A 23,633-nucleotide genomic window follows, 5' to 3' on the forward strand; every position below is an offset into this window, starting at 1 on the left:
GAGAAACGTCACAGAGCTAAGCCCCCCCATTCTAGTCCAAACTCCCAGTCTGAACCACAGGCAAATCCAATCTGGCAGTGGCCAGTAAGCTTCCGCGCCCATGTGCCGCAGGATAATCAAGCACTCGTGTCCAGCCGTGGTGGTATTGCTTCAAACCATAGAAGGAATGCATATTCAGAGCCTTTCCTAGCCAGCAGCCTAGCCACACGTCATGCCACTGTCAAAGTCTCAGACAAGGGCACAGGCGGTTAGCACAACATGCGGCAACTAGCGTGATAACCCACGGATGAATGCTGCCTGCACAGGGCATTTCGGGATGCCCTGCGGTGGAGCTACAATGAACAAATCGTCATAGCAACAAGATCACGCTTGAGGTCAATATCTGTCATGCACTACTTTCGAGCTTCCGCTTCGGACATCGAGCAATTTGCGAAGCAAGGGTACATCCTGGTCCGGCAGCTTTTCAGCGCGCCGGAAACCGAGTTGATAGTTGGTTATGCCAAACAGGATCGACAGTTGGTATCTCAAGCCACGGTTCGCAGCGACGCGCAGGGGGGGCAAACCAAGTTGACATTGAGTAACGATGTGGGCGATGATCTGTATGCTGCCGTCGTGCGCTGTGAGCGCGTGGTCGAAAACATGCAGCGGTTGCTGGGCGATGAGGTCTATCATTATCATCACAAAATGATGCTCAAGGAACCGCTGGTGGGAGGCGCTTGGGAGTGGCATCAGGATTACGGATACTGGTACGACTTCGGCTGCCTGTATCCCACGATGGCCAGTTGTTTCATCGCTGTGGATGCCTGTACGCCTGCTAACGGTTGTCTGCAAGTCATTCCTGGGTCCCACCTGCTGGGCAGAATGAACCACATGAAAGTCGGTGGCCAGACCGGTGCCGACCCCGAACGCGTCGAAGCTGTCTTACAGCGACTGCCAGTGGTCCATGTAGAAATGCAACCGGGCGATGGGCTCTTTTTTCACGGTAATCTGCTGCATCGTTCCGATCAAAATACCAGCCCGCAGCCCCGCTGGTCGCTGATCTGTTGTTACAACACGCGCAGCAACGATCCCTACAAGCCATCGCGACACCCCGCCTACAGTCCGCTCCAGCGCCTGAATGACCAAGATTTTATCTCCACCGCGCAAGCCTATTTGGCAGCGCGCTGACGCCGATGGCAAGCACCCTTGGTGTTGATCTACTCCGACTACGTTTTCTGTCTGCCGTATGATAGGCAATACCTTCCAGACCTTTGCCAGATACAACACTGCACGTCGTGGAATTTCTTAGGCACACCTCGGTGCACCAAGGCTTTGCGAATGCCGACTCGTGGGATTAGAATTCTACCGGAAGCTAAGCCAGACTTTGCGGGACGCTGACATGGCAAGGAATTCGCACTCGACTCGCGCCCATGGTGGTGTTGCTGGAATTGCTATTGCGCTGATGCACATACGACTCATGGAGCACGGAGCCACTCCATTGATAACCATGACGCTGAAACTCGCAATGTAATTCCATTGGTGGATTCTGTTTCATGAAAGCCTAACGCAACTCCCGGCTTAACGATCAATTAGCATTCACCAAAAGTGCGGAAGAACCGTTTTAACCTGCAAACTGACACGCTTCGTGATCGATCAGATCCGACGCGTTGGCCAAGACCCTGGCATTGTTCGCGACACGTTGGCCCAGAGTCGCGTCCAAACTTAGACGACCGTAGAACGACTCAAGAAAGAAAAGAACGCGTTGGAGCGGGCTATCCCTGGCCTCTACGAGCGATTGAACCAAGCGATCGCCGATGGAGCAAGTGAATCGGCATTTGCCTTCATTCAAGACGAGATTCGCGACAAAGAACAACGAGTATCCGAGGTCGTCGACGAGATGACTGGGGTATCGACTTTGTTGATTGACGAATCGGACGTCCGCGATGCACTCAGTCGGTTCCCAGAAGTTTGGGCCGCGTTGTCGCCCGTCGAGAGAGCCAAAGCCATATACCAAATCGTCGACTCAATTCAGTACGACGGTTACAGCAAGGAGCTTTCGATTTCCTACCACCCCATCGGAATCAAAACATTCAACCAAGAGCAACAAAGTAGAGAAGGAGCCGGCACATGCTGACCGCCACGCACAAACTGGATTTCAAGTCCGGTAAGCGAACCGCCAAGACCATAGTTGAAGCCGGATCTCAGCCGGAGCAGCCCACACCGGTTCGCTTACCTCGCATAACTAAGATGATGGCCCACGCCATCCGGCTTGATCACCTCTTAAGAACCGGCCAAGTTAAAGACCAGGCCGAACTAGCTCGCATCGGCCACTTTAGCCGCGCCAGGCTAACCCAGATCATCGATCAGAATTTGCTTGCACCACAAATCTAAGAACAGATTCTCACGGTTGACGAACACAAAGCGAAGTTGATTAAGGTTCCTGAACGAGAATTTCGGCGAATAGCGTCCGCGCCGAACTGGAATGAACAGCGAATACGATGGTTGAACATTCTTCATGGTGCTAGCTGATCTCAACTCAAATCACCAGTACTAAGTTCCTTCACTCTGCGATAGCATTCGAGTGATCACTAAAGCAGCCCCTATCTTCTATTAACGTTTCTACTTTTCTAGCTCGCTCTGAGCTCCTGCTGTAGCATTCTCGTGGCTGACGCGATCGAAATTCCCCTTCGTTGCCATATCCCAAAACTCGCGCCCAAACTCATCCCTGACAACCGCCGATCGCATGACGTCGGTCGCTCCATCGGCAATTCGAAGTCCGTTGAGATCCCGAAGACGGTCGCCAATGTCAACCAAATCGGAAAAACCTTCGCCTCCAAACGCTCTGGCTGCAGCGTCGACTGCTTTCAGAGCGATCTCTACGCCCTCAGCCTTTAGACCATTGATTAGCGGTTCGGCCTCGGAATACTTGCCTTCATCAAGAAGCTTTGCGGCGCGTATTGCCAATGAATGCGCCATTTTCAACTCAGTTGTGTGCTGACCCATTGGCTGTTGCAAATGGGTAAACCTACCAATTGGACCGCCGAACACGATACGTGCCTTCAAGCGTTCTGCCATCTGGGCCAAGGCGCCTTCAGCAGTCCCTATTGCTGTGGCTGTTTGCATGAGACGCCAGTAAAGAAAGTGCTTTGAGAAAACGTCGTAACCTTTTCCATCCACACCGACCAAAGAGCTTTCCGGTGCGAACACGTCCTTCATCGTGAGACCACCATACGAATTGCCCGTAAGACCATGAGCTCCAAAGGACTCAATGGTTAGTCCATTAGCTTCAATTGGCAAAACGAAGATATTGAGTTTCCCTCGCTTGTTTTCTGGACTCTTGGTTATCACGATTACGTCGGTAGCTTGTTCAAGTCGTGCATTGAATCTCTTTTCACCATTGAGAATGTACCCGCCATCGACCTTCCTTGAAGTCGATTCCATCGATGTGAAGTCTGACCCATAGTTGGGTTCGGTTATGGTGATCGCGAAATAGCGTTCGCCTCTCACAACACCTCGAAGCAAGTCAGCAGCTTGAGGTGATTTGGAGTTTGCAAGAATCCGACCATGTGCCCCACCAACCACATCGCGGAGATTGAGGTCATGGCGACCTGCATGTCGAAACACTTCCAGCATTTGTTCGACCGACCAACCATGGCCGCCAATGTCGCTAGGCAAATCAAGCGCAGGTAGACCGAAGTCGGCTGTTTGTTTCCGCCAGTCTCGTGGTGAACGAAGTAGTCCTTGCTTTTTCAGTTCTTGGGCAGTCTCGTCAATCCGCTGTAGAACATTCGCCATGGACAAAGGTCCAACAGCGGATTTGTTCCTCTCAACTCGTATCGTGAAAATGGTGTTTACTTCATTGATATATGGTCGCTGGAATTCAGCGGGGTATCGAAGGAAAAATCTGCCGCATCCTGGACGCCCAGCTTCGAGAGTAAATTGCTTTTCTTTGTTAGGGGAGGTTGGATCGACAACAAATATTTGGTTGCCATCCATCCGCTTCAGGAGCACGAAGTGTCGTCCAAGAAAGTTGCCGTTTGGCTCCGTTACGGAAAAGCTGAGTATCTTGATTTCATCACTTAGAGCCTTAAGGTCCGGCGTACCGTCACTGGCCCAGACGTTGGCATCGGCTGCGTAAGGTGAATTCGGTGCGGACTGAACGCGAATTGAGAGCTTTGCGTTCGACACGTATTTTTCATAGAACAAAAGCAAGTCGACAAACTGCTTGTTGCTAACTCTGCCGTCGAGCAGTTTGGGATGATTTCGAAAAGCTTCCAAAGCGACTTTGTGTGGATGGGGGTGCCTTTCGCCTCCTGTCATGCATCGGAACGCCTGCATCGCGATGACACCCGCTGCACTTGGACAAGCTCCGCCGCCGCTCGCTTCGATCAAAGAGTCGAGTTCATTCTGAACAACAACAAACACATCACCATGCTCTGCCTGCTTCGCTTGTAGTGAACTAAGAATCTCGTCGGAGCTTGAGATATACGCGGATGCGGAATTGGTCCGCTCTTGCCCATTAATTGTTACTGGCAAATTCCAGCAACAAAGCACCAAAGTAAACACAACCTGGATGCAATAGTATCTTCGACCTATCATCAAACGTCTCCTTTTCGTTGGGTGTAAAAGCAGAAACTGGCCGAGACACTTCAAATCAAGACTTCGCCGCAAAGCTGTACCATTCGCTTTCGAGCGCGATGGACTTTTGATTTGAGTTGGCCAACGCAAAGTTGCAATCGATCTGCAGCTTCGATGTAGCTTTCATCCGCGGCCAGCAAGCTAAAAATCTGCCGCTCAATCAAAGCGAGCAGCGGCAAACAAGTCTCCAAAGAGTCAGCGCAATCTACTTGGCGATGTTGGTTCGCTGGCGAGGTGGTTGGGACGGAATCGAATACAGACCTGAGTATTTGCTGCCGTTTGCGGTGCTTCTTAGTACGATTATCTCGAGGCGTGCCGAACTTCTGCCGGCTATCCCGTTCAAGAACGGAAGTTTTAAGAGTTTCGCTTAGTGCTTCTTCGAGACCCCAGTATCGACAATCGATTCGTCGCGATTTCGCGAGTAGGTCTTGAGTAGCTGCAAAATTAGCCCACGACGGCTCGAGTGGTTCAGAGACCATAATTGACTCCAATGATTGTGCCCACCGCTGTTGGCGAGCTGAAGTAAATAAATTGTGAGCCGTAAAAAAAACACGAGCCTAGCGAGGGACGCAAGACGCTGTGCTTGCGAACCTCGACTTGAGTTAATTTACGGAGTCACGGCCAACATTCTATGCAACTCCCATCCAAAAGGCAAATGCCAGGGGCCACTAGGAATTTGGAGGGCTATTTGCTTTGCAGTTGCACCGACAGGTTTTCGGACCATTGCCGGCGAAGCGTCTCAAATACGCGGGCATGTTCGCTGCTTGATGCCCCACCGATCATCTGGCTTTGAGTTCTACCAAGAGACAGAAGCATAGCCTGAATTCCGACCAAGGCTTCGCGGCATATTGCGGAAACATCGGCAGTTATCTCAAGTCCATCGTCACTCATTTCGGTTGCGGCATCTGTCGTGCTTGCTAGTTCGCTTAGCGGTTGCCAAACCTTTGTGAAGAACGGGTGCGCCGTGTTGACTGTTAAAATTACTTTGCCGAATTTGAAGTCGCAGTGGTAAAAAGGCCAGTATTCATCATGCGTTGTTCGCGTGAAATATTTGGACTGCTTAATGCGTTCGAATGCCTGTTCATCAGTTTCGTCTTCTCGCTTCAAGGATACAGCTAAACCACGAAGATTTTGCTCGAGGGCCTCTTGTTCCTCTGCTGGAATCTCGGGAAGGGGTTTTGCCTGGAATGCTTCAGCCTCATTCGCACGACGGTCGCCTTCAGTAATCTTCCCTGACCTCAGTGACGAGCGCTTTGCCTGCGCTTGTTGGATAGCGCTTCGCACACCAGAAACGGTTTCAAGGAACTCTGGATGCTTAAGAATTTCTTCGGCGACGTACTCCTTGAGTCGAGCACCTTGCTTGTTCGCAGCAACGCCGAATCCTTCGTCAGCCTCACCCGAGAAATTGACTTCAACACGAAGCCAATGACTGATGTGGTGCTTCTTAATCTTGAGCTTTGGCTCCCAGCCGATTTCGACCTCGCGGTCATTTCGCATAAACGAGACTGCGTAGTCATCGAATACGTGCAAATCATTCTTTAGGACCTTCCGAGGCAATGAACCCCAGTCGTCATAGGGAAGCGCAAAGACCTTCACATGTATTGTTGTAGTCGTTGTTGATCCCTCTGAAATTGGGACTTCAATCGGCCAGCTTCCGACCAGTTTACTTCTTGTCTCGGTGAGCCCTTCAATTCGAGTATGACGGGCGTTCTTCATCCAATAGGTTGGATCGAACGCCTGCACTAACCGATTATTAACGTAAAGTCGCAGCCCCTTATCGATGAATCGACGATAGATACGTCCCATTTCCTTTGTCGCGTGATCGACCAATGTTTGGGCTTTTTTGAATGTGAGGCGATCACACTCAGGCATGAATATTATTGTGCCTGAACTGCCCAAGGCTTCGGGCAATTCACTGTCGAATTCTGCAAGCAGATCTTGTGACGATTGTGGATTCTTCGGGAAGTCCATGGGGTGACACAGGATATCATTGATCTCGGAGGGCAGAACGTCATGCAGTGTCGGATCGGGCAATTCAATCAGATTGCTTTTGTTGCTGCCGATCTCATTGACATCCAGTGTCATGTTGTAGTAGCCATACTTTTCCTGCCAAGAATAGATTTCCAACACTGGACTCATACTGAGTGCGGCTGTCTTCATCCCCATGCCGAACCGACCGATGCCGGATCGGTTGTCATAGGTCATTGACCCGCCGAATGAACTCGCAACCTTCAATACGTGCGGAGCCATCCCATTACCATTATCCAGCACAAGACATGCGATCTTATACTCGCCACGCTTTCCGGCTTGATGGAAGTAGACCCTTACCTCTGTTGCGCCTGCCTGAATCGCGTTGTCTACATGCTCGCAAAGGGCGGATGTCGTGCTGTTGTAACCGACATCGCGTAGCGAATTGACTAGAGTCTGCCCGAGAAACAGAGGTACTTTCGAGCCATCTTTCAAGACACGCGTTAAAACCGTCTTACCGCCACGCGGTGCATTCTCGCCCCATTTCGGGCTGAAGTCTGAGCCTCGAGTAAATGAAGCCTCGGTGTCCGGTGAAACATCGTCGTTGGAATCAAAATCGTTCATTACATTTCCTTTTCGCTGTGGGGGTCGCTATTGACCCCAGGGATTCGAATGGGCCGCTTCAGGCCTCTAATAGTATTAGTGCCTGAGGCCGCAGAAAGTTGCATTCACCTCATCGCTTTTTTGAGATTTCTGGTGGATGAGCGAACAGACCAAGAGTTGCGAAACGCCCGCCGTTCACGGCTGCTACCCAATTGAAGTCGTCGGTGTCGTCCTATCTCCAGCGCTTCGTCAATTGTGCCAGACCGCAACTGGTTTGTTTCGCCGCGACAGACCGGAATACCCACTGTTAAACAGGACTTCTCTGTCAAACAGAGAATCTGAGAGTTGCAGACGAGTTTGTGCGGTGCGGTCGCTGAATTGCGATTTTGGGGCGAAGCGCGAGCACACTCTGAGTGGTAGCCGGCAGGGCACGATTTGCCAAAACCCTTGGAAAACAACCCCAAAAGCCGAGAGCTTTCACTCTCGGCTTTCTGTGTTAACTGGTTAACAGGCTCTTTCCGAGCCAAAAATTTCAGCTCCCCGAGCGCAACCCTCTTCGTAACAATACTCTCTGCGCTCGAAATTCGTAAAGCCTTGCAACGCAAGGACTTACGAAGTTCGAGACCCGTTTGGTCTGTTTCTTCACGAAGAGGTTCTAACTATGGGTTAACATCCTCTCCGGGTATGATAACGACGACTCACTTTCGCAACAATAGGAAAAAGCGGCTTGTTCGCCATTCGCCGTTCCATCATTCACCGCCTGTCTGCACCAGCCCGTTGACGAGCCGACCCGATCAATGCGACGAACTGCATTGCGTTTCTTTCCACAGTTGGGAAGCAAAGCTCGTTCGCAAGCAGCCCGATTCGCGTGCATGTTTCGGCTCCTACACTCTCGTCACCGGGGAGCCAACTGGCATGGATCGAGTGAAACGATGCTAATGAACTAACTGGCACTCGATAGATACTCGGTCGCCGGCTCGCTGCTCCCAAAACACGAAAACTGGCGATTCATTGCCGTCACCAACTGCGACGATTGGATCTCGAGCGTTTTCAGCAATAGTTGTCGAGTTGGGAGTTCCAAGCTTCGCCAGCCGAACTTGGCCATCGCGTTTGGTGAGCCAAACGACATAAGTCCCACTCGGGTTGCTTGCGATCCAAGGTTGTTCACCGTTTTCCAACATGGTATCCGACTTGGCTTTTCCAATGGACGTGAAGACAGTGTTGCCACGACGCCAAGCGGTAACAACTTCGCCATTCGGTGCGATCGCCAACATGCCGCCGTCCATTGGGCAAGCATTTAAGCTCCAATGTTGGATTCCAAGTCGTTCTCCGAGGCCGAATGTCTCGCCTTTATTGTTTGAAGAAACCAGATACATATCACGATTCCCCTTCAATGAGTTTCGAAACAAGACATGCACGGAATCGCCTTCGGTCGCTACCGATGGATGGCAGCACTCACAAATACTTCCATCGGGAGATTGGTAGACCAACTGATTCTTGCTCCAACTGGCCCCTTGATCGATCGATTTAGATGCGAAGAGCTGAGTCCGCTTCGCACGAAGGTCAAGCCAAACGCACCACAATGTTCCATCGTCACTGGCTGTCATTGCGTGCAGGCCCTCCCGCGCCGAGGCCTCAATGTCGTTGACCTTCACTGGGCCAAGCCAGCTCTTTCCGCCGTCCAGTGAGCGGTACGCCAAAACGTCTCCATCAGCACCTTTGCCCTGCGGACCTCCAATCGCAGTGATGACAAAAGCGTCGCCGGCATGAGCAATCCGAGGACCTCTTCGCATTCCAAGAGACATGTTAGGTACCTGAAAGGCGACGAGCGGTGAGGGCTTTTCATCAACTCCAGTTCTGCAGTAATAAACGTCAGCTCCAACGCCGAATGTGACATGGGCGACACCCCTCGAGTCAACACACGCTTGGGGTTGTTTCGGTGATCTCTCGCCGCTCCCCGAGATGATGGTGAATGGTTCGGAACCAGAGACGAACGCGGGAAGCAACATCAGAAGAGCTGTCAAAGCAGTCTTAAACATTCGGTGAACTCACTTGGTCTGACACGGGTAGCCCAGAGCCAAAAAGGTAAAAAAGTGCAGGAGTGACGATTTGGTCTAGAACGGTTGATGCAATCATGCCGCCAAACAACACAATGGAAAGCGGGTAAAGGATCTCCTTGCCAGGTTCGCCGTACCCGAACAACAAAGGAAGCAGTCCTACAAAGCTGGTCATGGCTGTCATCATTACGGGCGCGAGGCGTTCAAGGCTGCCGCGAATGATCATTTCCTTTCCAAATGGCATTCCATCAACTTCCATCAAGTGTTGATAATGCGAGATCATCATGATGCCGTTGCGACTAACAATGCCTATGAGCGTGATGAATCCAACCCAGTGCGCCAAAGATAAATGGGTCGCCTGAATCCAGATACCTGGCCAGAGATACCAAGCTTGGCCCACGAACTCAGAAGCTTCAGGTCTATTCACAATCAGGAGCGCAACAATCGCGCCTAGCGCTGCTAATGGCACGTTCACAATCACCTGGAGTGCAGAACGCTGCGAGCCAAGTGCTTTCATCAGCAGCAGGTAGACGCCGACGATACTCAGCAGTGCAAATCCCCATAATCTGTACGTGGCCTGCTGCTGTGCTTCGAATTGTCCACTGTAGTCGAGATAGTACTCACCTGGCAGCTCATGAAGAGATTGTTCAACCGGCTGGAGTGCTAGTTTGATATCGCGTACGACACTTGCCAAGTCGCGCCCCTGGACATTGCAGAAAACGGCAACTCGGCGTTGAACGTTTTCACGATTGAGTACATTGGGGCCGGTCGTATCCAAGATTTCGGCTACTTGCGAAAGTGCGACCTTAGCTCCGGAAGGCGTCTCAAGAATGGTTTCTTCTATGACGTTTGGATCTTTGCGCGCCTCCTCGTCATACCAGACCACTAAGCCGAAGTACTTATCCTCTTCGATAACCTGTGAAACAATTCTGCCTTTGAAAGCCGTCTCCAATACTTCCGCCACGTCACCCGGTGTAAGACCGTATCGTGAAGCCTCGTCACGCTTGACTCGCATCTGCAGTTGCGAAATCTCAATCTGTGGCTCAATCTGCAGGTCGACGACCCCGTCAATCTCTTGCATCCGAGCCTGAATATCGTATGCCGCGGTGCGAAGCTCACGCAGATCAGGACCAAATACCTTCACCGCGATCTGAGCGCGAATGCCGGACATCATGTGATCTAAACGATGGGAGATCGGCTGGCCGATGTTGACGGCCGCACCCGGAATGCTTGAAATCCGATCGCGCAGGTCCGCAATCACCGACTCCTGCGCTCGCCCCTGGTATTCAAAGCTCCAAAGATGCGCGATCGGAATCGCTCGCAGGACAGCATTGTGCCATCCCACTTTCTCGGTCTTATGTTGAGCGAATCGCACTTCGAATTCCGTGTTGTTCACACCTTCTGCATGCTCATCCAACTCGGCACGTCCGGTCCGGCGGGCAACCGAGAGAACCTCTGGCACTTCAAGCAGGATATCTTCAACGCGGCCAGCAATTCTCTGGCTCTCGCCTAGGGAAGTTCCTGGTTCAAGTCGTAGATTGATTGTCGCTGTTCCTTCATTGAATGGCGGCAAGAACTCACCGCCCATCCAAGGAAGGGTCATGCAACTGAGCAGCACTAATACGCTTACTCCAGCGAGGACTGTCCTTGGACGACTAAGCGTCCATCGCAGCAATCGTTCGTCCCAGTACTTCAACCATCGCATGATTAAAGGTTCGCGTCTGTCGGCTAAGAACGGCGCGCGAGGCAGCAATACACTGGCCAGTACAGGTGTAAAGGTTAAGGCGACCACCAACGAACATAGTAAGGCGACGATGTAGGCAATACCCAGCGGTGCGAACAACCGCCCCTCGATTCCGGACATCATGAACAGCGGCAACACAACCAACACGACGATGAGAGTTGCGTAGACGATCGAGTTGCGAATCTCGCTCGATGCTGAGAAGATAACATCCAAGGCAGGCTTCTGAGCTTCAGTTGGCAACTGCTTGTTTTCGCGAAGTCGACGATAAATGTTTTCAACGTCAACGATCGAATCGTCGACCAGGTCGCCGATGGCAACCGCGATCCCGCCAAGTGTCATCGTGTTTATGGTGATACCGAAAAGGTAAAAGACGATGACGGTTAGTAATATTGACAGCGGCATGGATGACAATGAGCTGATGCTTGTACGAAAGTTGCCCATCAAAAGAAACAGAATCACGATGACCCAGATAGCGCCGTCGCGTACTGCTTCACTGACGTTGTCAACCGCCGCTTCAATGAAGTGGCTCTGGCGAAAGATTTCGGATTCAAGCTTTACGTCCGCTGGCAACTCACGCTGAACCGAAGCCAGCACATCGATTATTCTTCGGTCAAGCTTAATCGTGTCCGCGTCGGGCTGCTTTTGCACGGTAAGCATTACCGCCATACCGCCTCTCAACTCGCGGTACGGCCTAGCATGTGGTTGTCCAGCGAGATCTCTATCGCTAGCTGCTTCGTGCTCGCCATCGTTCATCTGCGCATATTCCGCAGCTCGATCGACGGCGAAATTTGCATCTGGCTCAATCTTCACGACCGCAGAAGCGTCGCCGCGCTTTATCGGTCCGCCCAGTTTGACATCGGCCACATCGCCGATTCGTATGGGTACTTGCTCACGCCAAAGAATAGGAGTTGCGGCGACCTCCTCGAGAGTTAGCGACTGGCCTTGGATACGAAGTAGCGATTCTTTTTCGCCGCGATCCATCACACCACCACCCGCAAGCACATTGGCTTTTGCGGTGGCGTCCGTTAGCTGTGCAAGGGTTACATTGCGAGCCGCCAACCTCGAAGGGGAGGTGAGGACTTGATATTGCTTAAGAATTCCGCCCATTACGGAAACCTGCGATACGCCTTCAACGGCAAGGAGTCGATTGCGCACCGTGAACTCGCCCAGCGTGCGCAGCTCCATCGCTTTCGCGTCCGCCTCAAACTTCGAGCTCGGTTCAATATCGCTACGAAGCGCGAGCAACATGATTTCACCCATGATGGATGAAATAGGCGCGAGCGTCGGGTTGGTACCCGCCGGCAGTTTTGATTGAGCTAGCTGTAACTTCTCATTCACGATCTGTCGATCAATGAAGATGTCGGTTCCCCAGTCAAACTCAACCCAAATGATCGATAGACCAATGGCCGACGATGAGCGAACGCGTTTGACGCCGGTCGCTCCGTTTAAGAGTAATTCGATCGGTCGCGTCACGAGCACTTCGACTTCTTCCGGAGCCAGGCCCGGTGCTTCGGTCATAATCGTCACCGTGGGACGATTAAGGTCGGGAAACACATCGACGGGCATAGTCCGAAGCAAAGATGCTCCGACTAGCATTACGAGCAGTGAGGCAATCGCAACGATCGCCCGGTTGTGCAATGAGAAACGAATGATGCTGTCGAGCAAGGATGCTACCTCAATGATGCAAAGGCCGTCTGTAACTCACGACCACCAACGGTTACGACCAACTCACCCGCTTCGATACCGTCAACAATTTCCGTGTACGCACCGTCAGAGCGACCAATTTTTAGTCGGCGTCGATCGACGTATCCATCGTCCTTTTGAACAAAGCTGAAATAGTGCATCCCCTCGCGAAGGATGGCGGATGAGGGGATCGCAAGAGTCGATGTCGGACTTCCGATCGGCAAGACGACCGTGATCAATGCGCCTGAGCGAAGTTGCGGGACACTGGAGTTAGACTTTGGAGTAAGCCATATCCTCTGTGTGCGGGTCGACTCGTTTACGGTTGGACTGATTCGTGAAACGACGACTGGAAAGCTAATGTCAGGATCGGCAAGTATCGTGGCGATGCCATTCACTTCTCCATTTAGAGAATGGGTCTCGGGCGATCGTACATGCGCCTCAATCCATACGGACTCGAGATTGTGAATTTCGACAAGAGGCTGGCTCGCGGAAACGGTTTCGCCTAATGTGACTACGGACGAGGTAATGCGCCCTGCTATGTTGGAGCGAAGTGGAAGATAGTTGAGGATTCGCCGTTCTTTAACGATTGATTCTATTTCGCTTTCAAGTAATCCCAACGTAGAAAGCTGCCGCCTTAGGCTTTCGGCCCGCGCCTTTAACTGGTCCGCTTCCGAGCGCGTTTCCAATACGATGCGTAGTGAAACCGCATCGCCTTTGACGCCGTCAAGCCGATCAGCGCGACGAAGCGAGAGATCGGCGTCAAGCGACGTGCTGATCAGGTCGAGCTGGAGCTTGTGAAATTCAGGCGAAGCAATCTCCAATAATATTTCACCGGCCTCGACGTATCGTCCCGGATTTAGTTTGTGCGAATAGACCGTTCCGTCTAGTTGAGAGGAAAGTACGCTTCGGTTCTCGGGGGGCAACGTCACGGACGCTGTTAGCTGCGTAGTCGAAGCAACTTCGCGGTGACTCGCTGGCTCGGACCGTATCCCTAAACGTTGCTGGTCACTGCTATAGAGCTTTAGGACGCCAAGAAAGAACAAGCTCGACAACTCGTGACCTCCCTTTACTACCACTCGGTCACCAGGATAAATGTCGCCTTGGAGCACTTCGACCATCGGCTCGCTTTGCTTATGCGCTTCCAGAGTACGCTTACCTAACTGGATGGTTTTCTTCCGGTACTCTGCGGATGTCCGAGTCGATGCCTCTTCAACAAATACATAATTCTGCAGCCCGTCGCTGTATACTGCCCGCTGCGGAACGGTGAGTTTCTCATCTTGCTCTGACGTATAAATCGTGCCCCGACCAACAAGTCCAGGAATGATCGTTTGGTTTGCGAGTGTCATCCACGCTGAACTGACTTGAGTTTGGGAATCTAAACCAGCATCCATGCGATCGATAATGCCTTCTACCGAGATCGACGACGCAGGGAACTCGACCTTCACTCGGTTGCCTACTTTGGCCTTGAAAATATCCTTTTCCAAGAGTTGAAGCCGAACCCAAACTTCATCGGTATTAACAACTTCAAATAGGTGTTCCAACGCCTCCACGTACTTGCCCTCTGCCAGGTCCGAGTGAAGGATCTGGCCAGCGATAGGCGACCGAATGGGATAGTTCAACGAACCAGATGCGCTGTTTTGGAAGACATCGGAAGAAACGCCAAGAGTACGGGCGCGAATTCGGGCGACTTCCACTCGGTTCTGACTCTGCTCAACTGCGTTTTCGATTTCCAGCAATCGTTGCATCGGCACAGCGCCGGCCAACGCAGTTGGTCTTGTCATGTCAAGCAGACGCTGATTAAGGCTTACGTCATTAACTGCTTGCTGATAATCCAGTTTGAGCAGTTCCAATTCGCGGCTACTCAACTCGGCAATGATCTGGTCCTTTTTCACAAAGTCCCCAGGACGCGATAGTAGTTTGGCGATGCGACCAGAGATCTGCGCCGAGCCGAACGCCTTTGCTTGCCACGGTGTAACGGCCTCCGCATAGACCGTCAACGTGGAAGCAACGGTGCCTACCAGAAGTTCTTCCGCTTGAAGTCCAATGGCATTCCGCGCTTGCGCTGACAATGTCAGTTGACCATTCTGTGTATCAACTTGAACACCCTTGGTGGGAAGCGGTTGATGTCCCTCGTGGCCGCTAGCCGCCGACGTAGCCAGGGCAAGCATTAACACTGCGATGAATCGAGCTTGTGATGGAAGATTCATAACCTACTTCTTGATGAAACTATCTGGATCAGGCAGCGGGTCCGTTGACTCTTTTGCGGAAGCCAAAAATTCGTCGACGCACGGAGGGCAGCAGAACTCGTAAGGCTTACCATCGATAATCCACGTAAATTTGGAATTCGCTTTTGTTCCCGAGATAGGACACAGCATGTCGCCGACTTCTGGCTTCATGTCATGTTCCGACTTCATCCCTTTGAACTTTTGCGAAGCCGTCATATTGCCATTGGCTTCGATGTCCGCAACGGTGTACCGACCGCCCGGTGTCAAATACAACTCTCGTTCTGCTTCGTTAGCGACCTTAGCCGGCATGTCGGACGATTCATCATGGCTCTCCTGCCCAGAGACAAAACCCAGACGAAATCGCTCGCCATCGATTCGAATGTTTGGAATGGTTACATCCAGCTTGCGCCCCACCAGCTCCTGTGGCAGTTGCCCCATGAAAAGCGAAGTCTTCCCAGGGCTGTCGCCGTCCTGTGGAGATGCCTCAAACGAGATTGGTTTGGAATCCGCGTCCCCTTCGGCTTTGACAAACCCTTTCAACGTCTGGCTTTCCACGTCGATAACTCGACTCTCATCCTTGCCAAGCGTGTAAAGCCGAACAGCACCTGCTGAATCGATGACCGCTTCCACGTGATAACTGTCTCTCCCCAGCGAAATCATGATGCCGCCGTGAGCACCCGGGATATGACCATGTTCACTGTCAGCGTCGCCGGCAATTGAGTTCGTTGCAGATCTCTCATCGCTTGCAACGCCAGCCTTTTCACCCTCAACGCGTGGTGCAGTCTGATCTGCGGTCTCGTCCGATTGCGACGGATTACAGCCACTAAGGAAGACCAGAGTGGTCACCGCTAGGGGCAGAATAAACAAACAACACAAGTTCCATCTTTTCATTTCTAAACACCTTCAGTTGAAACAGTAGAATCGGACGGTTACTTCTTGAGCGACGCTTCGTAAAGGTCATCAAGCTTGGACAAGAACTTGGCTGGTTCGGCCTTCATCTTCTTTACACATGGCGGGCAACAGACGTATACAAAGTGCCCATCGACAATACCGTGCTTCGAATCGGCAGAGATTTCATTGTCCGTCATCACCAAGCAGTGTCCTTGGGCTTTGGCGAAGTTGGTTCGGATCTTTTCAATGTGCTTAACATCCGGCTTCGACTCGAGGCATGCTTCACAACAGACATAAAGCACCTCTCTGGTTTCTGAATTCGTCATCTTGACCGGCTCGGCATGGTCAGTGAGTGACTCGCCCGACACTGGACATATGGCTTGCACAGCAATTCGCAGACGCTCGCGACGTTGCTCAGACGTTTCGTCTTTTGCTGTTTGCGCATAACTTGATGCTGCCGCAGTGAAAACGAAAAGGAGAGCGAGAATACTGTTCTTGATCATGGTTTGGTCCTCTATGGAACAAGGGAGTTGGAAAGGGATAGCGAATTCATCGAAGTGGAACTTACAACTTCAGAGACGCTACCCAGTGATTCACTTCAGTCAGATCATCTGCGCCGACGATCGTCATTTGCCGATCTTGGTTTCTCCAGCTAACGGCTAGTTGCCCGGCTGACTCAATAATCTTGCAAGGCATGCCCGCGCACTGCGTCTCAATTGACGGGGAGTCGCCAAACCAGACAGGTTGCTCATCTCGGTGCTCAAAGACGATCAGTGATGTGCCGTCGCTTCGCTCACAAATGGTTGCCGAGCATTTGCAGCATGGCATGTTCAAAACGTGTGTTGACACACGAGTGAAACCTTCGGGAACACCTTTGAATAATGCCGGCTGATAGCCAAGATATTTCGTAGCTTCTTCGGTATTTAGTTCGCGGCCGTCGTACTTCTCGCTCAGTTTGGACAAGGCGAGCTGAGGTTCCGTTCTGGCTGAGCGGAATACCTCGGCAAAATCAACGGCCATTGCAGCATGATCGTGCAACGCATTAGCGGTGTCGTGATTGTCGGGCGCAGCATAGTGCAGTGCCGAAACCAGGATAAGAACACCAGCAGCCGCGGCCACAATAGAAGTGCCATAACGCTTGGCCCAAGCCCTCCAATGGGATTCTGTCGAAGCAAGTGTCACAACAGGCGTTTCGAGTTTGAGAGAAACTTGTTCCCATACTGCTTCCGTATCGACTATCCGCTCCGAACGTCGCATCAATACGCCCATCGAGCGGTATTCAGACATCAGCCCACGGCATGCATCGCATTGCTCAACATGCTCCTCCAGTTGGAGACATGCCGCGGCGTCGAGTTCTTCGTCGATGTACGCAGACAAGTGTTCTTCAACAATATCGCAATTCATTCTTATGCCTCCCAGCCCAAGTGGATCAGAGAAGTCCTTAATTCGTTTCTAGCCTTGTTTAGTCGTGAACCAACGGTACCTTCGGGTATGCCCAGAACGCTTGCGATCGCTGAGTATCCAAGCCCTTCGACTTCTTTCATGTGTAAAATCGCTCGCTGCTCACCCGTGATTTGTTGCATAGCCAACTCAAGCACCTCAATATCTTCGTCTGCTTGAATCTTTTCATTAACATCGAAAGACACTTCTCCAGCCTCCGCGACTTTTTGAATGCGCTGTTCTTCTCGTTTCATTTTTCGCAGGTACTGCAAGCTTTGATTCACAGCCATTCGGTGCGCCCATGTTTCGAGCGTCGATTCGAAACGAAACTGACTAAGCCTCGAAAACAAGTGTATGACGAAGTCCTGCATTACGTCGTCAGCATGACTATCGCCAACAATCTTTCGAATGACTCGATAGCACCTAGCTGCCAATAGTTCGTAAATGTGCTTTTGTGACTCTCGATGCCCGTTGCTGGCACGACTAATCCACAGCGTCAATTCTTCTTTAGTCAGCGGTGATGCACGATCCTCCGCTTTTCCATTCATCTCATTGGATGACTCTGTTGGTATCATTCTTCACTCCTTCCCGCCGAAAAGAGAAAACTGCCCGAAGCCTTCGGAAGCTTCGAGCAGGACTCAATCTCAGACCGTACTTGTCGATCTAGCGAGGGCAGCAAGGTTGATCTACCGCACAGCAGTAAGCATTTTTCATGCAGCAGGAAGGTTCGCTAACGGAGGCCTCAGACGCTGCATTCGTGCTTTGCTGACTTCCATTTACCGAGTAGGAAACTGCGGAAAGAGCGAGAGCGCCCAAAACAGCGAGTTTTGTCAACATGATTCACCTATTTTGTTTTTGTATAAGAAACTAAAAAGCCAGTGGTGTGTGCCTGACGTTAAGCACACAGCCAGTCAACGATCCCGAAGCTATCGGTTTGTCGGTCTTCTCATTTCTTCCAAACACAGGCGATCGACTGCCAGGAACAACCCTCGAAGGGAATTGGAACTTCATGTCTTTGAAACACAATCCGTTGCGCACGAGGGATGACGTCCCAAGTCGTTAGGGCAGTCGTGAAATACTGCACAGCAATGGACAGAGATCGAGGTTCGTGCTGAGCAGTAGCGCTAGAAATAGCTTTCGCGCATTGGCATTTGTTGTTCCCCGCAACGCTGGAACTTCGAAGTCCCTCGGAATTCACACTTCTCGCACCGGATGCTTGGGCAGCAGCACATTTGGGGCACTTTGGCGAAGGGAATGCGTTCGGCACCGCGTGATCAGCGCTGGCTGGCGTAGCCACTTGCGCAGTCGCCAGACTTGCAATGATCGTTCGCGAGAGGCAGCAACACGAAACTCCGCCAAAGATTTGACTGTACGCAACCGCGAACAGCAAAACGACATGGAGGGTAAGTGATGACATGACTCGTGCTTTTGCTTCAAATTTCGATGCTTACGTGCTTTGGATGGACCTCAAGCCGCGTTCCTTCACGGAATTTCCAGTTTTTTTCCGATTTTGGCTCCGCGAGTCGAAGTGCTGGTAGATTTCCCTGCGAACAGGCCCATTCTACCTGAAGAATCGTTGCCGTGCCGGCATCCAACCTAGCGATACGGCCACTTCACCTCTACGCCAATAAGGGACGCAAAAATGAACCAAGTACCACGTAAACAGGCCTTCCAGATCACTGGCATGACCTGCGGCCACTGTAAATCAGCGGTTGAGTCAGCCATCCGAGCCACCGAGGGCGTAACCGCTGCCCAGGTTGATTTGAAAGCAGGAAAAGCAGTTGTCGAGGGGCAATTCGTCGACAAATCAATCGTGGCTTCCGTCGAAGAAGCCGGCTATGAAGCAGTAGCCTCTCATTAGCAACCTCTAGCCAAGTGGTGGGCCTCTCAGACGAGGAGATGGATAATGATGAATGCTGAGCAGACGGTCGAGATTGGCGTCAAGGGCATGACCTGCGCTGCATGTGTCCGACGCGTCGAAAATGGACTGCGCAAGATCCCATCAGTGACCAGCGCTTCAGTCAACCTCGCGACGGAGCGTGCGGCGGTCGAGTTCGACCATTTCCCACAAGCTGGCGAACTCGAAACGATCCAACTTGCGATTACAAAGCTGGGTTATGAGCCCGTTGAGCTCTCCACGGTGCGAAACTCGGGTTCGATTGAGGACAACGATTTAGAAGCTCAGCGATTGTGGCATTTGTTCGTCGGAGCAGCGATCTTTGCACTACCGATCGTTGTGCTTGCGATGGCTCCCATGTTGTTCGACGGAGTCATGAGTTTGATGATGTCCTGGTTGTCGATGGAGCAGTGGAATTGGGTCATGTTCGGCTTGGCCATTCCTGTTCAATTCTGGTTTGGCGGACGCTTCCTTCGACTAGGCGCAAAGAGCCTCTTTTCAACATCTCCCGATATGAATTCGCTGATTCTTCTGGGGACGATGGCCGCTTTCCTCTACAGCACTGTTGTCACGGTTTTTCCCCAGTGGATTCCTCCGCAATCGCGTCATGTCTACTTTGAAGCGTCGGCAGTAGTGATCACGCTAATCTTGTTAGGCAAATTCCTTGAAACGAAGTCTAGGCATCAAGCGTCTGACGCAATGAAGGTACTTCTAAAACTGGTACCGAAAATGGCCACAGTTATACGCAACGGTGAAGCGGTAACCATTCCTGCGGAGGCTGTTGTCCTTAATGATGTTGTTGAAGTCCGTCCTGGATCTGCCATCGCAGTGGACGGTGTGGTCGTTAGTGGCTCTACCTATATCGATGAGAGCATGGTGACTGGTGAGAGCGTACCAGTGGCCAAGGAAACGGGGGACGAAGTGGTGGCAGGTACGATCAACGGCAGTGGAAGTATTCAGTTTCGAGCCACTGCCATCGGAGCCGACACGACTTTAGCGAAGATCGTGGCGTTCGTTGAATCTGCGCAGGCTTCGAAGCCGCGCATTCAAGGCATTGCTGATCGAGTCGTCGCGTACTTTGTACCCGTGGTGTTGTTGATCGCATTGCTTACTGCCCTCGCATGGCTTTTCGTAATGCCCGGCGGCTCAATCGATCAAGCACTCATCCATGCGGTCGCTGTACTCATTATTGCTTGCCCATGTGCAATGGGACTCGCGGTTCCTACGAGTGTGATGGTGGGTACGGGCAAGGCGGCGCAACAAGGGATTCTGTTTCGCTCGACGGATGCGATCGAGTCTTTGAGCCAAGTTGCATTGATCGCTTTTGATAAAACCGGAACGCTGACGGTTGGAAAACCGCACCTCTCGCTATTCCACGTATTGCCACCGTTCTCGAGTGACGACTTGCTGGCCCAACTGGCTCTCGTAGAACAGCGATCGGAGCACCCTTTGGCCACGGCTATTGTGGATGCCGCTGCCAAAGGGCCCAAGTCGCCTCTTACCGTAACCAGCTTCAACGCCATTGCAGGCGCGGGAGTTGAAGCCGAATTATCCAACGGTCACGCGATAATCATCGGCTCGGAAAAGATGATGCGAGAACGCCGCATCGATACATCGTCGTTAGATGCACAAGTGGCTGATGCAATGTCCGAGGGAAGCGGATACTTCTTTGCGGCGGTCAATGGTTCGCTCGCCGCGATCATGATCGTGTCAGATCCCATCAAACCGTCGACACCAAGTGCAGTGGAGCATCTAAAACAATCGGGCTACGAAGTGGCGCTCATCTCAGGGGACAATGAGCGAACCGCATTATCGATTGCAGATCGCTGCGGGATACCAGCAACGATGGTATATGCGGAAGTGCGTCCGAATGACAAGGCAGACGTGGTATACACGCTCAAGCGAGACGGACGACGTGTGGCTTTCGTGGGCGATGGCTTGAACGATGCTCCTGCGTTAACAATTGCTGATGTCGGCATCGCGATGGGCACAGGAACAGACCTTGCGATCGAGAGCGCAGATGTGATTGCGATGTCTGGCGACATTCAGAACATTCCGCGTGCGATAAGCTTGTCGAAGGCCGTGATGTTGAACATCAAGCAGAATCTGGGCTGGGCATTTGGCTACAACGTTTTGCTTATTCCCATTGCAACCGGCCTGCTTAAACCCATCACAGGTCTGAGTCTGTCACCGATAGCGGCAGGTCTGGCGATGAGTCTCTCTAGCTTCTTTGTCGTGACAAACGCATTGCGATTAAGGTCGTGGCGATGAATTTGGTTTCGGGCCGCGCCTGAAGCGCGGCCCGAAACAACAGACTCATTATTTCACTTCCCGGTTGTTGCTATGCAATCATTTTTGAGCTTGCTTGAGCATGTCGCGACATTCCTTCGCGCACTCTCGGCAGGATTTAGCACAAGCGGCCATATGTTCATCATCGGGAAATTTTTCACACGCAGCCGCACACTCTTCACAACACTTGGCGCAGCATTCGAGCATGGGCTTAGCTAAGGGGCTGTTGCGCGCGCACAGTGTCGCACATGTTTTGCAGCACTCGGCGCAGTCAGCGCACATTCTTGCAGTTGCTTGATGCTCCTTTTTCCCTTCGGAAAGCATTTTTAGGCAATGATCAAAACAGCTATCGCACTCGATCTGGCAAGCGGCACAGACTTCGGCGCATTTTTTCATTTTCGAATCCTCATGTTGGTCAGCAAATGCCGTGAGCGGAACAATCGCAGATAGGGCGAACGCGGCAACAAGTGAAAAGTGGGACATGACAAACCTCGCATTGAATGGACTTAACGCAGCATCGAAACGGTCGATACCTTTTTCCGCCGCTGCCGCAGCACTCATGCCGGAATACGGCGTTTCTTGGACATAGAGCAAGTATGCCAAAAAATCGAAAAAGCTGTGAAGGCAATTCGCTTGAGCTTCATCTAAGCACTCACTCAAGATTTAGCGAGCATTCTGCAAACGACTTGCGCAGTGGCGAATCTGATTGATCGCCAATCGAGCAAGTTGAGTGCACAGTGTTCGCAAATAATCCAAAGTTCGCTGAAGAAAGTGTCTGCCAAATGCATCCAAACTCAAGGTTGCGGAAGTGGTTTCATGCAACGCGAGGTCCAATAGTGAAATACGAGGTTGAAAAATGAAGTCAGTAGCTATGTTTTTGATGTTGGTTCTTTTTGCGGTTAGTCTTGCAATTGCGGCGAGTGTCGCAAGCAACCCGACCACTGATGTGTCACAATCATGCGTTTGCTCCAGTTGCTGTACCGACGGCGGCTGCTGCTGTGAAACCGGGATTTGCAGCTGCGCACAGTGCACATGCGAATGCTGCACAAGCGATTCCAATGCCTGTGAGGCCACTTGTTGCGGAGGCAAAGAATCTAGCTCAGCCGCGAGCACGCTCACACAGGGTGTCGAGAGTGGTACGTGCCCAATGTGCCCATCCGAGAAGGGACTGAAAAAGGTCGTCTCAGGTGCCAAGTAGATTGTCAACAATACTAACCCGTTTGTTAAACCGGCAGGTTGTCAAAGAGTGTTGGTTGTCTTTAACGACCAACACTCAATGCGAGGCTAGCTTCGCATTGGCCTGAAATGTTAATTAGGAAGCATTGAACAAAAATTTGTCTCGACGATCGGGGAGGAATCGTTATATCCACAAACGAAGAAGGAATTGAGCGCGTTGCCATGCGTTATGAGACATTGGTGATAACGGATGCAGCATTCACGCTCGCTCCGCGAAAAATCGATAGGCTTGTGTATTCACTACTTCGACGCGTAGGTATTGCCGACTTCAGCCTGCTCATGTGTTCCAACGTCGAACACTTAGCTGCATCCGGACAAAAGTTACCCGACGGGATTGAACTAATTGAACTATCGGTCGAGAGCTTCGATATTCTTTCACAGTGCAACCCGCTCCTCCAGTGCGAAGCTTTTCAATATCTCGATCGTAAAAGATTTCGTTGCTATGCATTAATGGCCAGCGAAGCGATTGTTGCATATGCCTGGGTTGGCACGGGCGATATTCCAGCCGCGCATAACTCCAGCGGACATGTATGGACAGGTCTTCCGTTATTTCTGGATCCTGAGACCGCTTATCTTTTCGCCGCATTCGTAAAACCTGAGCATCGTGGAAAGCGGTTATATCAAGTGCTCATTAGTCAGGCAGCAGAGATTCTTAGGGCGGACGGAGTCCTGCGAATTGCTTTAACGACTGACGCCAACAATGCACGAGCGATTCAGGCTGTAAAACGGATGGGATTCGAAGTTTGTGGAGTAACAACGTTTTGTGCGTTTGTTGGCTGGAGAAGAGCTTACTACTGCGTTTCGTCAAGCTTCGAGCCGAGTAAAGTTGGACAATACGTGGGTGACCCCCGCACTCGCTAGCAAACCGGCCTTCGTCAATCCGAGATCCCGACACGCATTCAACATTACTTCGACATTCATGCTCCGAATCAGTTTTATTTCTGAAGGTGAGTCGCGAGCGAAGCATCAAACTTGTATGTGTG

16 protein-coding genes are annotated in these 23,633 nt (G+C 51.7%); 6 read left to right on the top strand and 10 right to left on the bottom strand.

Going from position 1 to position 23,633, the window contains the following annotated elements; genetic code table 11:
* Positions 1 to 387: 387 nt before the first annotated feature.
* The 3 genes from KF752_05635 to KF752_05645 all read left to right on the top strand — a co-directional run bounded on the left by KF752_05635 (position 388) and on the right by KF752_05645 (position 2,370).
* Positions 388 to 1,167, top strand: coding sequence for a phytanoyl-CoA dioxygenase family protein (locus tag KF752_05635; GenBank protein MBX3421020.1), 780 nt, complete (start codon positions 388 to 390; stop codon positions 1,165 to 1,167).
* A gap of 574 nt (positions 1,168 to 1,741) precedes the next feature.
* Entirely contained in the window at positions 1,742 to 2,113 is a 372-nt protein-coding gene (locus KF752_05640; GenBank protein MBX3421021.1) for a hypothetical protein, read from the top strand.
* A complete protein-coding gene (locus KF752_05645) occupies positions 2,107 to 2,370 on the top strand; it encodes a hypothetical protein (protein MBX3421022.1) in 264 nt (87 codons plus the stop codon). Before KF752_05640 ends, KF752_05645 begins: the two co-directional genes overlap by 7 nt.
* 228 nt (positions 2,371 to 2,598) lie before the next feature.
* On the opposite strand, the gene KF752_05650 is transcribed toward KF752_05645, so the two are convergent.
* The 9 genes from KF752_05650 to KF752_05690 all read right to left on the bottom strand — a co-directional run bounded on the left by KF752_05650 (position 2,599) and on the right by KF752_05690 (position 17,803).
* Positions 2,599 to 4,578 carry an acyl-CoA dehydrogenase gene (locus tag KF752_05650; GenBank protein MBX3421023.1) on the bottom strand — a complete coding sequence of 660 codons (1,980 nt, stop codon included), beginning with the start codon at positions 4,576 to 4,578 and terminating at the stop codon, positions 2,599 to 2,601.
* Between the two features lie 723 nt (positions 4,579 to 5,301).
* Positions 5,302 to 7,209 (bottom strand): ATP-binding protein, encoded by a 1,908-nt coding sequence (locus KF752_05655; protein MBX3421024.1) that lies wholly within the window; start codon positions 7,207 to 7,209, stop codon positions 5,302 to 5,304.
* 914 nt (positions 7,210 to 8,123) lie between these two features.
* On the bottom strand, positions 8,124 to 8,993 hold the full coding sequence (locus KF752_05660; GenBank protein ID MBX3421025.1) for an exo-alpha-sialidase: 870 nt from the start codon (positions 8,991 to 8,993) through the stop codon (positions 8,124 to 8,126).
* Positions 8,994 to 9,219: 226 nt separating this feature from the next.
* On the bottom strand, positions 9,220 to 12,654 hold the full coding sequence (locus tag KF752_05665) for an efflux RND transporter permease subunit (protein ID MBX3421026.1): 3,435 nt from the start codon (positions 12,652 to 12,654) through the stop codon (positions 9,220 to 9,222).
* Positions 12,655 to 12,659: 5 nt separating this feature from the next.
* On the bottom strand, positions 12,660 to 14,879 hold the full coding sequence (locus tag KF752_05670; GenBank protein MBX3421027.1) for an efflux RND transporter periplasmic adaptor subunit: 2,220 nt from the start codon (positions 14,877 to 14,879) through the stop codon (positions 12,660 to 12,662).
* A gap of 3 nt (positions 14,880 to 14,882) precedes the next feature.
* Complete coding sequence (locus KF752_05675) at positions 14,883 to 15,788, bottom strand: hypothetical protein (protein ID MBX3421028.1); 906 nt, start codon at positions 15,786 to 15,788, stop codon at positions 14,883 to 14,885.
* Positions 15,789 to 15,826: 38 nt separating this feature from the next.
* Positions 15,827 to 16,291, bottom strand: a complete 465-nt coding sequence (locus tag KF752_05680) for a hypothetical protein (GenBank protein MBX3421029.1) — start codon at positions 16,289 to 16,291, stop codon at positions 15,827 to 15,829.
* 61 nt (positions 16,292 to 16,352) lie between these two features.
* Positions 16,353 to 17,192, bottom strand: coding sequence for a zf-HC2 domain-containing protein (locus KF752_05685; protein ID MBX3421030.1), 840 nt, complete (start codon positions 17,190 to 17,192; stop codon positions 16,353 to 16,355).
* A gap of 2 nt (positions 17,193 to 17,194) precedes the next feature.
* A complete protein-coding gene (locus tag KF752_05690; GenBank protein MBX3421031.1) occupies positions 17,195 to 17,803 on the bottom strand; it encodes an RNA polymerase sigma factor in 609 nt (202 codons plus the stop codon).
* 1,067 nt (positions 17,804 to 18,870) lie between these two features.
* Here KF752_05690 and KF752_05695 point away from each other — a divergent pair.
* The gene (locus tag KF752_05695) at positions 18,871 to 19,089 is read left to right on the top strand and encodes a heavy-metal-associated domain-containing protein (protein MBX3421032.1); all 219 of its coding nucleotides are present in this window, start codon (positions 18,871 to 18,873) and stop codon (positions 19,087 to 19,089) included.
* Positions 19,090 to 19,134: 45 nt separating this feature from the next.
* Positions 19,135 to 21,396 carry a copper-translocating P-type ATPase gene (locus KF752_05700; GenBank protein MBX3421033.1) on the top strand — a complete coding sequence of 754 codons (2,262 nt, stop codon included), beginning with the start codon at positions 19,135 to 19,137 and terminating at the stop codon, positions 21,394 to 21,396.
* A 78-nt stretch (positions 21,397 to 21,474) separates the two neighbouring features.
* Here KF752_05700 and KF752_05705 read toward each other — a convergent pair whose 3' ends face one another.
* Positions 21,475 to 22,074, bottom strand: coding sequence for a hypothetical protein (locus tag KF752_05705; protein MBX3421034.1), 600 nt, complete (start codon positions 22,072 to 22,074; stop codon positions 21,475 to 21,477).
* A gap of 738 nt (positions 22,075 to 22,812) precedes the next feature.
* Between KF752_05705 and KF752_05710 the strand changes: the two genes are divergently transcribed.
* Entirely contained in the window at positions 22,813 to 23,511 is a 699-nt protein-coding gene (locus tag KF752_05710; protein MBX3421035.1) for a GNAT family N-acetyltransferase, read from the top strand.
* The last annotated feature ends 122 nt before the right edge of the window (positions 23,512 to 23,633 follow it).

This window comes from Pirellulaceae bacterium, assembly GCA_019636385.1.
Taxonomy (GTDB): domain Bacteria; phylum Planctomycetota; class Planctomycetia; order Pirellulales; family Pirellulaceae; genus Aureliella.